General features: G+C 71.2%; 14 protein-coding genes and 1 pseudogene. All 15 read right to left on the bottom strand.

Annotated elements, in window-relative coordinates; genetic code table 11:
• Nucleotides 1-206 precede the first annotated feature (206 nt).
• The gene (locus J5V96_RS08490) at nt 207-563 is read right to left on the bottom strand and encodes a hypothetical protein (protein ID WP_208502758.1); all 357 of its coding nucleotides are present in this window, start codon (nt 561-563) and stop codon (nt 207-209) included.
• Entirely contained in the window at nt 560-1,672 is a 1,113-nt protein-coding gene (gene tsaD / locus J5V96_RS08485; protein WP_208502756.1) for a tRNA (adenosine(37)-N6)-threonylcarbamoyltransferase complex transferase subunit TsaD, read from the bottom strand. Before tsaD ends, J5V96_RS08490 begins: the two co-directional genes overlap by 4 nt.
• A 36-nt stretch (nt 1,673-1,708) precedes the next feature.
• Nucleotides 1,709-2,206, bottom strand: coding sequence for a ribosomal protein S18-alanine N-acetyltransferase (rimI, locus tag J5V96_RS08480; protein ID WP_208502754.1), 498 nt, complete (start codon nt 2,204-2,206; stop codon nt 1,709-1,711).
• Nucleotides 2,203-2,841, bottom strand: a complete 639-nt coding sequence (gene tsaB, locus J5V96_RS08475) for a tRNA (adenosine(37)-N6)-threonylcarbamoyltransferase complex dimerization subunit type 1 TsaB (protein ID WP_208502752.1) — start codon at nt 2,839-2,841, stop codon at nt 2,203-2,205. The genes rimI and tsaB overlap by 4 nt, the downstream gene beginning before the upstream one ends.
• A 92-nt stretch (nt 2,842-2,933) precedes the next feature.
• A complete protein-coding gene (gene tsaE, locus J5V96_RS08470; protein ID WP_372439938.1) occupies nt 2,934-3,410 on the bottom strand; it encodes a tRNA (adenosine(37)-N6)-threonylcarbamoyltransferase complex ATPase subunit type 1 TsaE in 477 nt (158 codons plus the stop codon).
• Nucleotides 3,410-4,510 (bottom strand): alanine racemase, encoded by a 1,101-nt coding sequence (gene alr, locus J5V96_RS08465; RefSeq protein WP_208502750.1) that lies wholly within the window; start codon nt 4,508-4,510, stop codon nt 3,410-3,412. The genes tsaE and alr overlap by 1 nt, the downstream gene beginning before the upstream one ends.
• Before the next feature lie 119 nt (nt 4,511-4,629).
• A pseudogene (locus J5V96_RS08460) lies at nt 4,630-4,983 on the bottom strand (holo-ACP synthase); the annotation flags it as partial.
• Nucleotides 4,984-4,998: 15 nt separating this feature from the next.
• Nucleotides 4,999-6,852: a glutamine--fructose-6-phosphate transaminase (isomerizing) gene (gene glmS / locus J5V96_RS08455; protein ID WP_208502745.1), complete on the bottom strand. Its 1,854-nt coding sequence runs from the start codon at nt 6,850-6,852 to the stop codon at nt 4,999-5,001.
• A 123-nt stretch (nt 6,853-6,975) separates the two neighbouring features.
• A complete protein-coding gene (gene coaA / locus J5V96_RS08450) occupies nt 6,976-7,917 on the bottom strand; it encodes a type I pantothenate kinase (protein WP_208502743.1) in 942 nt (313 codons plus the stop codon).
• Between the two features lie 81 nt (nt 7,918-7,998).
• Nucleotides 7,999-8,931, bottom strand: a complete 933-nt coding sequence (locus J5V96_RS08445) for a Ppx/GppA phosphatase family protein (protein WP_208502741.1) — start codon at nt 8,929-8,931, stop codon at nt 7,999-8,001.
• An 83-nt stretch (nt 8,932-9,014) separates the two neighbouring features.
• Nucleotides 9,015-10,370: a phosphoglucosamine mutase gene (gene glmM, locus J5V96_RS08440; RefSeq protein WP_208502739.1), complete on the bottom strand. Its 1,356-nt coding sequence runs from the start codon at nt 10,368-10,370 to the stop codon at nt 9,015-9,017.
• 23 nt (nt 10,371-10,393) lie between these two features.
• Nucleotides 10,394-10,861 carry a 30S ribosomal protein S9 gene (gene rpsI, locus J5V96_RS08435; RefSeq protein WP_208502737.1) on the bottom strand — a complete coding sequence of 156 codons (468 nt, stop codon included), beginning with the start codon at nt 10,859-10,861 and terminating at the stop codon, nt 10,394-10,396.
• Nucleotides 10,862-10,884: 23 nt separating this feature from the next.
• A complete protein-coding gene (gene rplM, locus J5V96_RS08430; protein ID WP_208502734.1) occupies nt 10,885-11,331 on the bottom strand; it encodes a 50S ribosomal protein L13 in 447 nt (148 codons plus the stop codon).
• A gap of 244 nt (nt 11,332-11,575) precedes the next feature.
• Nucleotides 11,576-12,568, bottom strand: coding sequence for a Gfo/Idh/MocA family protein (locus J5V96_RS08425; protein ID WP_208503399.1), 993 nt, complete (start codon nt 12,566-12,568; stop codon nt 11,576-11,578).
• Entirely contained in the window at nt 12,565-13,662 is a 1,098-nt protein-coding gene (locus tag J5V96_RS08420) for a DegT/DnrJ/EryC1/StrS family aminotransferase (RefSeq protein WP_208502732.1), read from the bottom strand. Before J5V96_RS08420 ends, J5V96_RS08425 begins: the two co-directional genes overlap by 4 nt.

The raw sequence follows: 13,662 nt of genomic DNA, 5'->3' as shown, positions 1-13,662 counted from the left end.
CGGCCCGGGGCCATCCGGTTCCGGGCCGCTTCGCGCTTCGGCGCCTGGGGGGGGGGGGGGGGGGGTTTGACTCGTCCCGCGCGGGACTACTAGTCCAGGCGGCACTAGTAATCCCGCGGAAGACTAGTCAACGCCCCGGCCGACCCACCCCGACGCCGAACCCGCGCCCAGGCCTCAGCCCCCGACGCCGAACCCGCGCCCAGGCCTCAGCTCCCGGCGGCCTCCGCGGCCTTGAGCGCGGCCTGCCAGATCCAGTACGCGCTGCAGGCCGCGGCGGTGAGCGAGAGGCCGAGCGCCCACCACGCGAGCTCGCGCTGGGCCCGGCGGAAGATCAGCGTGCCCGCGGCGAGCAGGTTCGCGAGCACCGCGAACGGGAGGGCGAAGGATCCGAACCACGACAGGCTCAGCGACAGGAACGCGAACATCAGCGCGAAGGTCGCCGTGCGGCCGCGCGACGGCCGGCGGACGCGCGGGGCGGGGATCGCGGCGGCGCCCACGCGGGCGTCCTCGCGGGACACGACGCGCGCCGGGCGCATCGAGCTCTCCGCGAGGTGATCGGTCATGACGAGACGGGCTCCGGCACGGCCACCTGGATCTGCGTGACGGGCAGCGTCGAGTCCGCGCCGAACTCGAGCGTCGAGGGCTCGCGTCCCTCGGCGATGAGCTCCGCGGCGAGCGCGGCGATCATCGCGCCGTTGTCGGTGCACAGCGACAGCGGAGGGATGCGCACCGTGACGCCCGCCTGTGCCGCGCGCTCGAGGGTGAGGTCGCGGAGCCTCTTGTTGGCGATCACGCCACCGCCGAGCAGCAGGCGCGGCACCCCGTGCTCGGCGCACGCGTCGAGCGCCTTCGTCACGAGCACATCGACCACGGCCTCGCGGAACGACGCGGCGACGTCGGCGACCGGCACCGGCTCGCCCGCGGCCTCGCGCTGCTCGATCCAGCGGGCGACGGCCGTCTTCAGGCCCGAGAACGAGAAGTCGTAGCGGTGCTTCTCGCGGTCGCTGGCGCGCGACAGCCCGCGCGGGAAGCGGATCGCCCGGGGGTCTCCCGAGGCGGCGGCGCGGTCGATCTCGGGGCCGCCGGGGTAGGGAAGCCCCAGGATGCGCGCGACCTTGTCGAAGGCCTCGCCCGCGGCGTCGTCCATCGTCTCGCCGAGCAACTCGACGTCGCTCGTCAGGTCGCGCACGAGCAGCAGCGACGTGTGCCCGCCCGAGACGAGCAGCGCGACGGTCGGGTACTCGAGCGGGGGCGCATCCGGATCCAGGATGTCCGCCGCGATGTGACCGACGAGGTGATTGACGGCGTAGAGCGGCTTGCCGAGCGACACGGCCAGCGCCTTCGCGGCGCCGATGCCGACCATCAGCGCGCCGGCGAGGCCCGGCCCGCTGGTCACGGCGACGGCGTCGATGTCGGCCAGGGTGATGCCCGACTCGGCGATGGCCGCCTCGATGGCGGGCTGCAGGGCCTCGAGGTGCGCGCGTGCCGCGACCTCCGGCACCACGCCGCCATAGCGGGCGTGCTCGTCCATGCTCGAGGCGATGGTGTTGCTCAGCAGCTGGTGACGCGCGCCGGCCTCGTGTGCAGACCCGCCCTCGCGGACGCGCACGATGCCGATGCCGGTCTCGTCGCAGCTGGTCTCGATCCCGAGAACGTACTTCGGCTCAGTCACGTCGTTCCTTCGCTCGACAGGGGTATCGGCGCCACATCATGTGCAGGCTCCCGCGTCGGCGGGCAGCGCGGTCTGGGCCGCCGCCCAGGCGGTGAGGTCGAGACGCATCACGACCGCGTCGACGTCGTCGGGCTGGTAGTAGCGCGGGCGACGGGCGAGCTCGGAGAAGCCCTCCGACTCGTAGAGCGTCGATGCGACCGGGTTGTCGGCGCGCACCTCGAGGAACACCTCGCGCGCGCCCCGCTCGTGCGCCGTGCTCAGCAGGGTGCGCAGCAGCGCGCGACCGCGTCCCCGCCCGCGGGAGGCGGATGCGACGGCGATGGTCTGCACGTCGGCGTCGCGCGAGCCCGCGAGCGACCGCAGCCCCGCGTAGCCCACGATGACACCCGCCAGCTCGTCGACGAAGTAGCGGTTGTGCGGGCTCGCCAGCTCGTCGCGCATCATCGGCTCCGGCCACGCGTCGCTCGGGAACGACGCGCGTTCGAGCGCCATGATGCCGTCGAGGTCGGCGACGGTCGCGGGACGGATCCTCACGCGCTCACCTTCTTCGGCGTGTGCCCGACGGTGACATCGGGCGAGCGCAGGTAGAGCGGCTCCGTCTCGGCCAGCTCGCCCGTGGGCTGCCAGCCGCCCGCGATCATCAGGGCGGCGACGCGGCCGACCGCGGCGGCCGAGATGGTCGCGGCGTGGACGATCTCGGATCCCTCGGTGAGCGGATCCGTCGACAGCTCGGCTGCCTGGGGGCGCAGCTCGGGACCGCCCACGACCGCGGGCAGGCCGGAGGCCTCGGTGCCCTTGAAGACGGTGATGGCGTTCTCGCGGCGACGCGCGTCGGTGACGATCGCGAAGCGGGTGTCGCCGCCGTGCTCGAGCGCGGCGGCGTGATGGCTCGGCACCGGCAGCACGGGGATGCCTCGCCCCAGCGCGAACGCGCGCGCGGCGGCGATGCCGATCCGCAGTCCGGTGAAGGCGCCGGGGCCCATGCCCGCGGCGACGTGCGTGATGTCGGCGGGGGCGGCGCCCGCCTCGGCCAGGGCCTGCTCGAGCAGCGTGCCGATGATCTCGGCGTGGCCCAGCGTGCCGGCGCTCTCCGCGACCCCGTGCACAGCGCCGTCGAGGCCCACGACCGCGACGGTCGATCCGATCGAGGTGTCGATGGCGAGGATCACCCTTCCAGGGTAACGACGGCGCCTGAGAGGAAGGATCGGCACGGGGCGTTCAACGCGGGGCGTTCAGCCCGGGGCCGCCGTCGCCGCCGACCTCAGCCGGTGACGCGTGAGATCACCACGACCCGCGGGGCGTCGAGGTCGAGGTCCTCCGCGACCGCCTCGGCGTCGACACCCGTGGGGCGCTCGATCTCGATGTCCCACCACTGGTCGCGCAGCCCCGCGACCTTGCCGCGCCCCCACTCGATGATCGTCACGGATCCGTCCACGTCGACGTCGAGGTCGTCGAGCTCGAGCGCCGAGTCGAGGCGATAGGCGTCGGCGTGCACCAGCGGCGCGCCCCCGACGAGCGACGGGTGGGTGCGGGCGATGACGAAGGTCGGGCTCTGCACGGGGCCCCGCACAGCCAGGCCCTGCGCGATGCCCCGGGTGAGGGTGGTCTTCCCCGCGCCGAGCGGGCCGGTCAGCACGATCAGGTCGCCGACGACGAGACCCGATCCGATCCGCTCTCCCAGCGCCTCCATCTCGGCGGCGGTGGCGATCTCGTGGCGACCGAGCAGGGCGTCCGGGATCACGCGGCGCCTCCGACAAAGACGCGGGGCACGCGGGAGCCGATGCGGGTGACGATCTCGTAGTTGATGGTTCCCGCGGCGTCGGCCCACTCGTCGGCCGAGGGCGCTCCGGTGGCCGGATCGCCGAACAGGATCACCTCGTCGCCCACGTTCACGGGGTGGTCGCCGACGTCCACGACGAACTGGTCCATCGCGATGCGCCCGGCGACGGTGAAGCGCTCGCCGCCGATCGCCACGGGCCCCGCCCCCGAGGCCTGGCGCGGCACGCCGTCACCGTAGCCGAGGGGCACCAGGGCGAGGGTGGCGTCTCGCGAGGTGCGATGCGTGTAGCCGTACGAGACGCCCTGACCCGCGGGCACTCGGCGCACGGCGGCGATCTCGCCGCGCAGGGTCATCACGGGGCGCAGCCCCAGGTCGGCCGAGGTGCGCCCGGCCAGCGGCGACAGTCCGTACAGGCCGATGCCCACGCGCACGGCGTCGAAGCGCGCCTCGGGCAGCTCGATCGCGGCGGCGGTCGCCGCGATGTGCCGGATGGTGGGGGTCAGTCCGGCGGCGGTGGCTGCGGCGAGCCCCACCTCGAAGCGGCGCACCTGCGTGAGGTCGTCGCTGTTCGAGGTGTTCGAGAGGTGGCTGAAGAGCCCGTCGATGCGCACGAGCCCCTCGGCCTCGAGGCGCGCGGCCTCGGAGAACACGGCTTGCCAGTCGCCGGGGGCGATGCCGTTGCGGCCCAGTCCGGTCTCGAGCTTCAGGTGCGCGATGCCGCCGGGGCCGGCCGCGGCGAGCGCCTGCAGCTGCGCCAGGCTCGAGATGCCCACCTCCACGCGATGCGCGACGGCCACCTCGAACGACTCGGACGGCGCATGCAGCCAGGCCACGATCGGCGCGTCGATGCCGGCCTCGCGCAGCTGCCGGGCCTCGCCGAGATCGGCCACGCCGAGTCGCGTCGCGCCGGCGGCAATCGCCGCGCGCGCCACCTCCACCGCCCCGTGACCGTAGGCGTCGGCCTTGACGACCGCGATGAACTCGCGCGTGCCGAGCAGCTCACGCAGGGTGCGGACGTTGTGGGCGACAGCCTCGAGGTCGATGCGCGCCTCGCGCATCACCGCGGCTCCTCCGGATCCTCGGCCTCGGGCACGTCGAGCAGGGCGTCGTCGGTGTCATCGATCGGCACGTACTCGGCGCCGACCGCGTCGACCGAGGGCGCGACATCGGCCGGGCCGGATGCCTCCGCCGTGACGTAGGCGATGGCCAGACCCGCGTCGTGCGACAGCGACAGGTGCAGCTGCGTGACACCGCGCGCGGCCACCACCTCGGCCGTCGATCCCGACAGCGCGAACTTCGGCCGCACGCTCTCGCCCAGCCGCGCGACCTCGATCTCCGACCAGTGCACGCCGTCGGATCCGCCGAGCGCCTTGATGAGAGCCTCCTTGGCGGCGTACCGCGCCGCGAGCGAACGCAGCGGAAGCTCGCGCTCGTGCGGCGTGAACAGCCGCTCGAGCAGCTTCGGGGTGCGCTCGATCGTGCGCTCGAAGCGCGGGATGTCGACGAGGTCGACACCGATGCCGACGATCATGCGCACATCCCCCGCTTACTCGACCGTGACCGACTTGGCGAGGTTGCGCGGCTGATCCACGTCGAGGCCCTTCGCGTTCGCGAGGCCCATGGCGAAGATGTGCAGCGGCACCACGGCCAGGATCGGCTCGAAGAGCGGCTCCGCGAGCGGGATGCGCAGCACCTCGTCGGCGAACGGCAGCACGGCGGCGTCGCCGGCCTCGGCGATCGCGATGACGCGCGCACCGCGGGCGCGGATCTCCTGGATGTTCGAGACGACCTTGGAGTGCAGCTCGGGGGCGCCCGACGGCGACGGCACCACGACGAACACGGGCAGGCCCGGCTCGACGAGAGCGATCGGCCCGTGCTTGAGCTCGCCGGCGGCGAAGCCCTCGGCGTGGATGTAGGAGATCTCCTTGAGCTTGAGCGCGCCCTCGAGCGCGATCGGGTAGCCCACGTGACGCCCGAGGAACAGCACCGAGCGGGTGTCGGCCATCCAGTGCGCGAGCTGCTCGATGTGCTCCTGCTCGTTCTCGAGAATCCAGCGGATCTTCTCGGGCAGGGTGTTCAGCTCGTCGATCGACTCGGCCTGCACCTCGGCGGGCACCGTGCCGCGCACGCGGCCGAGGTGGAGCGCGAACAGGTAGAGACCCGTGATCTGCGCGACGAACGCCTTCGTCGAGGCGACGGCGACCTCGGGGCCCGCGTGCAGGTAGACGACCGCGTCGGACTCGCGCGGGATGGTGGCGCCCTGGGTGTTGCAGATGGAGAGGGTCTTGGCGCCGAGGCGCGTGGCCTCCTTGACCGCCATGAGCGTGTCCATGGTCTCGCCCGACTGGCTGATCGAGACGACGAGCACGTCGGGGCCGACCAGCGGCGAGCGGTAGCGGAACTCGTGCGCGAGCTCGACCTCGACGGGGATACGGGCCCACTGCTCGATGGCGTACTTGCCGACGAACGCCGAGTAGGCGGCCGTTCCGGCGCCGACGATGACGATGCGCGAGATGCCGCGGAAGAGGTCGTCGAGACCCTCGAGCTCGGGGATCACGACCTGGCCGTCGCGCGTGCGGCCGAGCACCGTGTTGGCCACGGCCTCCGGCTCCTCGGAGATCTCCTTGGCCATGAACGACGGCCAGCCGCCCTTCTCGGCGGCCTTGGCGTCCCACTTGACCTCGAACGGCTCCGGCTCGACGTCGTTGCCGCTGAAGTCGGTGAGCGTCACGCCCTCGGGACGGATGGCGGCGATCTGGTCCTGACCGATGGCCAGCGCGTTGCGCGTGTGCTCGACGAAGGCGGCGACATCCGAGCCGAGGAAGTTCTCGCCCTCGCCCAGGCCGATGACCAGCGGCGAGTTGCGGCGCGCGCCGACGACCAGGTTCGGGTGGTCCTCGTGCATGGCGAGCAGCGTGAAGGCGCCGTCGAGGCGGTTCACGACGCCGCGGAACGCGGCCACGAGGTCGCCGCCCGACTTGCGGTACTCGCTGCCGAGCAGCGCCGCGGCGACCTCGGTGTCGGTCTCGCTGAGGAACGACGCGCCCTCGGCGAGCAGCTCGGCCTTGAGGGCCGCGAAGTTCTCGATGATGCCGTTGTGGATGACGGCGAGCTTGCCCTCATCGGCCAGGTGCGGGTGCGCGTTGACATCGGTCGGCCCGCCGTGGGTCGCCCAGCGCGTGTGGCCGATGCCCGTGGTGCCCGAGGCGATCGGGTTCGCGACGAGCTCATCGCGCAGCTTGGCGAGCTTTCCGGCCTTCTTGGCGGAGTGCATCGCACCCTCGCTGTCGATGACGGCGATTCCGGCCGAGTCGTAGCCGCGGTACTCCAGACGGGCGAGACCCGCGATCAGGATGTCCTGGCTGTCACGAGGGCCGACGTATCCGACGATTCCACACATGCACCCGAGCCTAATGGTGGCGTCTGACAGTTTCCGCCGCCCGCCGGCATCACCGAGGCGATTCGCGGCTGGAGCGCGATCGGAGCGGCGATCCGGGGCTCTGGAGCGGCCCTCCGCGCCCGGTCAGAGCTTGCGGAGCAGCACCGAGTCGACCGAGTGGTCGGCACCCTTGCGCAGCACCAGCGAGGCGCGGTGCTTGGTGGGCAGCACGTTCTCGACGAGGTTCGGGAGGTTGATGTCGTTCCAGTACCCGCGGGCCGTCTCGGTGGCCTCGGCGTCGGTGAGGTGCGCGAACACGTTGAAGTGCGAGGCGGGATTCGCGAAGGCGGCCTCCCGCAGCTTCAGGAAGCGGTCGATGTACCACTGCTCGATGTGGCTGGTGTCGGCGTCGACGTAGATCGTGAAGTCGAACAGATCGCTGACGGCGACGTCGTTCGGCGCGGGCGGGGGCTGCAGCACGTTCAGGCCCTCGACGATCAGCACGTCGGGCCGGCGCACGACCACGGTCGCATCCGGCATGATGTCGTACTTCATGTGCGAGTAGAACGGGGCGCGCACCTCTTCGGCGCCCGACTTCACCTTGGTGACGAAGTCGACCAGCGAGCGGCGGTCGTACGACTCGGGAAAGCCCTTGCGGTGCGCGATGCCGCGGCGCTCCAGCTCGGCGTTGGTGAGCAGGAAGCCGTCGGTGGTGACGAGCTCGACGCGCGGGGTGTCGGCCCAGCGGCTCATGAGCTCGCGCAGCAGGCGGGCGATGGTCGACTTGCCCACCGCGACGGATCCGGCCACACCCACCACGAACGGAGTGGTCGTGTCGGGCACCTGCAGGAAGGCGCTGACATCGCTGCCGAGGCTGCGCGTCTTCTTCGCGAAGATGCTGAGCAGACGACTGAGCGGCAGGTAGACCTCGGCGACCTCGGTGAGGCTCAGGCGGTCGCCGAGACCGCGCAGCTGGACCACCTCGGCCTCGGTGAGCGGCTGGTCCATGCCCGATGCGAGACGCGACCAGTCGTCGCGCGCGATCTCCCCGTACAGCGACAGGGACGGGGCCGGGTTCGTGCTCATCCGGCCAATCGTATCTTCGCGGCGGATCCGGTCGTGCGCGGCCGGTCGCGGCGGGTGCCGCGCCTGAGACGACGAGGCGGATCAGCCCCAGCCGAGATCTTCGATGTGGCGCAGCAGCACGCCCTCGCGCAGGGCCCACGGGCAGACCTCGAGCTCCTGCACGCCGAAGGCCTTCATCGCCTCGTGCACGACCACGGCGCCCGCGGTGATCTGGAACGTGCGCTCGGGTGTGATGCCCGGCAGCTCGTGGCGCACCTCGGCGGGGATGCGGGCGAGGCGCGGGATCCACTGCCCGAGCGCCTGGCGCGGGAGGATCATGCGCTCGATGCCCGTCCATCCGGGCATCGGGTAGCCGGCCAGCCGTGCCAGCGACCGGATCGTCTTCGACGAGCCGACCACGTGATCCGGCTTCGCGAGCTTCTTGAGGTCGGCGGCCACCGGCGCCAGCACGCCCACCGCGTGCCGGCGCAGCAGGGTGACGGCCTTCTCGCCGGGCGGATCCTCCGAGAGGTGCTCCACGGTCATCCGGCCCGCCCCGAGGGGCACGGACTGCGCGTACTCGGGCAGCTCCTCGTCGCCCGCGGCGATCTCGAGCGATCCGCCGCCGATGTCGAGCAGCAGGATGCGCCCCGCCGACCATCCGAACCAGCGCCGCACGGCGAGGAAGGTGAAGCGCGCCTCGGCGTCGCCGCCGAGAACCTGGAGCGGCTGGCCCAGCACCTCCTCGATGCGCGCGATCACCTCGGCGCCATTGGTCGCCTCGCGCACGGCGGAGGTGGCGGTGGGAAGCAACTCCTCGACCTTCTCGCCCTTCGCGCGGGCCACGGCCTCGCGCACGGCGTCGACGATGAGGCGCACACCCTCGTCGGAGATCGCGCCGTCGGGCGTCAGGTAACGCATCAGGCGCAGCACGGTGCGATGGCTGCTGGCGGCGAGCGGGCGGCCGCCCGGATGCGCATCGGCGGTCAGCAGGTGGACGGTGTTGGATCCGATGTCGAGGACTCCGAGACGCATTCCCTCAGTATCGGGCCGAGCGGGGCGGGATGCAGAAACCGCCGGATGCCCGAAGGCACCCGGCGGTTCAGCAGGCGAGGGGCTTACAGCGCGAGGCGCTCGGCCACCACTCCCGCGAGGTGCTGCGCGTGGCGCTGGGCGTCGTCCTCGGAGGCGGCCTCCACCATCACGCGCACGAGCTGCTCGGTGCCGGATGCGCGCAGCAGCACGCGTCCGCTCTCGCCGAGCTCGGCGACGACGGTGGCGACGGCGGCCTGCACGACCTCGTCGTCGGTGCGGGTGCGATCCACGTTCTTCACGTTGATCATCACCTGCGGGTACTTCTGCATGATCGAGGCGAGCTCGGCCATCGTCTTGCCGGTGCGGGCCATCTCGGCCACGAGGTGCAGGCCGGTCAGGATGCCGTCGCCGGTGGTGGCGAACTCGCTCATGATGACGTGGCCCGACTGCTCGCCGCCCAGCGAGTAGCCGCCCGCGTTCATGTGCTCGAGCACGTAGCGGTCTCCGACAGCGGCCTGCAGCACCGTGATGCCGCGCTCGCGCATGGCGACGTGCAGACCCAGGTTGCTCATGACGGTGGCGACGAGCGTGTCGTCCTTCAGCGCGCCGCGCTCCTTCATGGAGGCGGCGAGGATCGCCATGATCTGATCGCCGTCGATGATCTCGCCGTTCGCATCGACCGCGAGGCAGCGGTCGGCGTCGCCGTCGTGGGCGATGCCCACGTCGGCCCCGGCTGCCACAACCGCCTGCGCGAGCAGGTCGAGGTGAGTCGATCCGACGCCGTCGTTGATGTTGACGCCATCGGGGTCGGCGCCGATGACGGTGACCTTGGCGCCGGCGTCGCGGAACGTCTCGGGCGAGACGCCGGCCGCCGCACCGTGGGCGCAGTCGAGCACAACGTGGATGCCGTCGAGGCGGTGGGGCAGCGATCCGAGCAGGTGCAGGACGTAACGGTCCTCGGCATCGGAGAAGCGGTTGATCCGACCGACGTCGCCGCCCGTGGGCAGCAGCATCGGGCCCTCGAGGGCCTGCTCGATGCGCCGCTCGACCTCATCGGGGAGCTTGACGCCACCGCGCGCGAAGATCTTGATGCCGTTGTCGGGCGCGGGGTTGTGCGAGGCCGAGATCATCACGCCGAAATCGGCGTCGCGGTCGGCGACGAGGAAGGCGAGCGCCGGCGTCGGCACCACTCCCGCGTCGTACACGTCGATGCCCGAGGCGGCGAGGCCGGCCGAGACCGCAGCTCCCAGGAAGTCGCCTGAGATGCGCGGGTCGCGACCGAGAACCACGGAGGTGCGCAGGCCCTGGGCCTTGCGCGCCTCCGCAGAACGGCCCTGGCCCAGGACGACAGCAGTCGCCTGGGCCAGGGACAGAGCCAGGTCGGCGGTGAGGATGCCATTGGCGAGTCCTCGCACACCGTCCGTTCCGAAGAGCGGCATTGGCTTCTTGGGGTTCTTTCCGCTTAGCGCTTCGAGAACTGCGAGGCCTTGCGGGCCTTCTTGAGACCAGCCTTCTTGCGCTCGATGACGCGGGCGTCGCGCGTGAGGAAGCCGGCCTTCTTGAGCGTCGGGCGGTTGTTCTCGCGGTCGATCTCGTTCAGCGCACGGGCGATGGCGAGGCGCAGCGCGCCGGCCTGACCCGAGGGGCCGCCACCCGAGATGCGGGCGATGACGTCGTACGCGCCACCGAGCGAGAGCACCGTGAACGGGTCGTTGATCAGCTGCTGGTGCAGCTTGTTCGGGAAGTAGTCCTCGATCGTGCGGCCGTTGACCGTGATCGTGCCCGAGCCCGGGACGACGCGCACGCGGGCGATGGCCTGCTTGCGGCGACCCACGGCAGCGCCGGAGACGTTGAGGACGGGACGGGGAGCGTCGACGGCCTCCGCGGCCGGGGTCTCCGTCGAGTAGTTCTGGGTGTCGATGTCAGTCATGTCTGAGTCCTAGGATCCGGCGCTTACTGGGCGACCTGGTCGAGGGTGTACACCTTGGGCTGCTGCGCGGCGTGGGGGTGCTCGGCACCCGTGTACACCTTCAGCTTGGCGAGCTGGTCGCGGCCCAGCGTGTTCTTCGGGAGCATGCCGCGGACGGCCTTCTCCACGGCACGCACCGGGTTCTTCTCGAGGAGCTCGGCGTACGTGACGGCCGTCAGACCACCCGGGTAACCCGAGTGACGGTAGGCCTTCTTCTGGAGGAGCTTCTGACCCGTGAGCGCGACCTTGTCGGCGTTCACGATGATGACGAAGTCACCCTGGTCCATGTGCGGGGCGAAGGTCGGCTTGTGCTTGCCACGCAGGAGCGCGGCGGCGTGCGAGGCGAGACGGCCGAGAACGACGTCGGTGGCGTCGATCACGAGCCACTCGCGCTGGGCCTCACCGGCCTTGGGGGTGTAAGTGCGCGTCACAGTAGTGCTGCTTTCTTATCGAACGGAGTCGTTCGTGAATCCCACTCCGGGGCGTTTCGTCAAGCAGAAGCCGGACGAAGCAGCCGGTGGAGGGCTCACGTTCGCTGTGCCTGCAGTAGGCACCAAGGGTCCAGATTACCAGCCGACACGCCCGGATCCTAATCCAGTCCCCACCCCGTTCGTCGAGCGAGCGCAGCGAGTCGAGACGCCACCACCCCGCCACGAAGACCCGGATCGGATCCGCTCAGCCCGCGGGACGGAGCGCGACGCCGGTCTTCGCCGACTCGAGCGCGCGCTCGACGACCAGGAGAGTGCGCTGCCCCTGCTCCATGGTGACGAGGTCGGTCTGCTCGCCGAGGATGGTGTCGCGGAAGGCCTCGTGCTCGACGCGCAGCGGCTCGCGCTTGGCGTACGAGTACCGCGTGACGTCGCCCTCGGAGACGCCGCGGAAGGAGAAGACCGACGCCCACTCGAGCGGGAGGGTGCCATTCGCATAGAACGTGAGGTCGCCGGTGGCGGTGTCGGCGACGAACGCGCCCTTCTCACCGGTGATGACCGTCAGGCGCTCCTTCATCGGCGAGAGCCAGTTCACGATGTTGTTCACGATGACGCCCGACTCGGTGCGGCCCGTGATCGTGATCATGTCCTCGTGCTCGCGACCCGACTTGAACGCGGTCTGCGCGAACACGACGTCATAGTCGCTCTGGACGACCCACGCCGTGAGGTCGATGTCGTGCGAGGCGAGGTCCTTGGCGACCCCCACGTCGGCGATGCGCCCGGGGAACGGCCCCTGACGGCGGGTCGCCACCTGGTACACGGCACCCAGCTCGCCGGCCTCGATGCGGCGGCGGGCCTGCTGCAGGGCGGGGTTGAAGCGCTCGATGTGGCCGACCGCTCCGACGAGACCTGCATCGCGGAAGGCATCCACCATCCGCTGCCCGGCCTCGAGGCTGTGGGCGATCGGCTTCTCCACGAGGGTGTGCACGCCGGCGGCGGCCAGCTTGAGGGCGGCCTCCTCGTGGAAGCGCGTGGGCACGGCGACGACCGCCGCGTCGATGCCGGCCGAGATCAGCGCGTCGACGTCGGGCAGGATCTCGAGTCCGCCGGCGACGCCGTGCGGGTCACCACCGGGATCCGCGATCGCGACGAGATCGATGCCCTCGACCTCGCGGATCACGCGGGCGTGGTGGCGTCCCATCATGCCGACGCCGAGCAGCCCGACGCGCAGGGTCATCAGGCGCCTGCCTTCGCGACGGCGTTGACGGCCGCGACGATCCGGTCCAGATCGCCCTGCGACAGCGACGGATGCACCGGCAGCGAGACCACCTCACGCGCGGCGCGCTCGGTCTCGGGCAGCTCCAGGCCGGGCGCGTACGGCGCCAGCGACGGCAGACGGTGGTTCGGGATCGGGTAATACACACCCGCACCCACCCCGTACTCCTCCTTCAGCGCCTTCACGAACCCGTCCCGGTCCTCCGCCACCCGGATCGTGTACTGGTGATACACGTGCACCGCCCCCTCGGCGACCGGAGGCACGATGACGCCCTGCAGGTTCGCATCCAGGAACGCGGCGTTGTCCTGACGGGTCTTCGTCCACGCGTCGACCTTCGTCAGCTGCACACGGCCGATGGCGGCGTGGATGTCGGTCATGCGGGCGTTGAACCCGACGATCTCGTTCTCGTACTGACGCTCCATGCCCTGATTGCGCAGCAGCTTCACCCGGCGAGCCACCTCCGCCGTCGCCGTGGAGACCATGCCGCCCTCACCGGAGGTCATGTTCTTCGTCGGATACAGCGAGAACATCGCCCACTCACCCCACGTGCCCACCGGACGCCCATCCAGCGACGCCCCATGCGCCTGCGCCGCATCCTCATACAGCGCCACACCCCGCTCGGCGGCGATCGCCTCCAGCTCCCGCATACGCGCCGGGTGACCGTACAGATGCACCGGCAGGATGCCGCGGGTCTTATCCGTGATCGCCGCGGCAACCGCCTCCGGCGCGATCGAGAACGTCTCCGGCTCGATGTCCACGAACACCGGCGTCGCCCCCGTCAACGCCACCGAGTTGCCCGTCGCCGCGAACGTGAACGACGGCACGATGACCTCATCGCCCGGGCCGACACCGGCCGCGAGCAGCCCCAGGTGCAGACCCGCCGTACCGGAGTTCACCGCCACCGCGGGGCGCCCCTGCACGAAGTGCTCCGAGAACTCCGCCTCGAACGCCGCCACCTCCGGCCCCTGCGCGACCATGCCCGAACGCATCACACGATCGACCGCCTCGCGCTCCTCATCACCGATGATCGGCTTCGCCGGGGGAATGAACTCGCTCAT

It is taken from the genome of Microbacterium stercoris, from assembly GCF_017592545.1.
In the GTDB taxonomy this organism is placed as follows: domain Bacteria; phylum Actinomycetota; class Actinomycetes; order Actinomycetales; family Microbacteriaceae; genus Microbacterium; species Microbacterium stercoris.
This window is presented reverse-complemented; position numbering and strand designations above follow the sequence as displayed.

Coding starts and splice junctions, on each gene's coding strand:
- J5V96_RS08490 (WP_208502758.1), bottom strand. CDS start 563: ATGACCGATCACCTCGCGGAGAGCTCGATGCGCCCGGCGCGCGTCGTG.
- alr (WP_208502750.1), bottom strand. CDS start 4,510: ATGCGCGAGGCGCGCATCGACCTCGAGGCTGTCGCCCACAACGTCCGC.
- glmS (WP_208502745.1), bottom strand. CDS start 6,852: ATGTGTGGAATCGTCGGATACGTCGGCCCTCGTGACAGCCAGGACATC.
- coaA (WP_208502743.1), bottom strand. CDS start 7,917: ATGAGCACGAACCCGGCCCCGTCCCTGTCGCTGTACGGGGAGATCGCG.
- J5V96_RS08445 (WP_208502741.1), bottom strand. CDS start 8,931: ATGCGTCTCGGAGTCCTCGACATCGGATCCAACACCGTCCACCTGCTG.
- glmM (WP_208502739.1), bottom strand. CDS start 10,370: ATGCCGCTCTTCGGAACGGACGGTGTGCGAGGACTCGCCAATGGCATC.
- rpsI (WP_208502737.1), bottom strand. CDS start 10,861: ATGACTGACATCGACACCCAGAACTACTCGACGGAGACCCCGGCCGCG.
- J5V96_RS08420 (WP_208502732.1), bottom strand. CDS start 13,662: ATGAGCGAGTTCATTCCCCCGGCGAAGCCGATCATCGGTGATGAGGAG.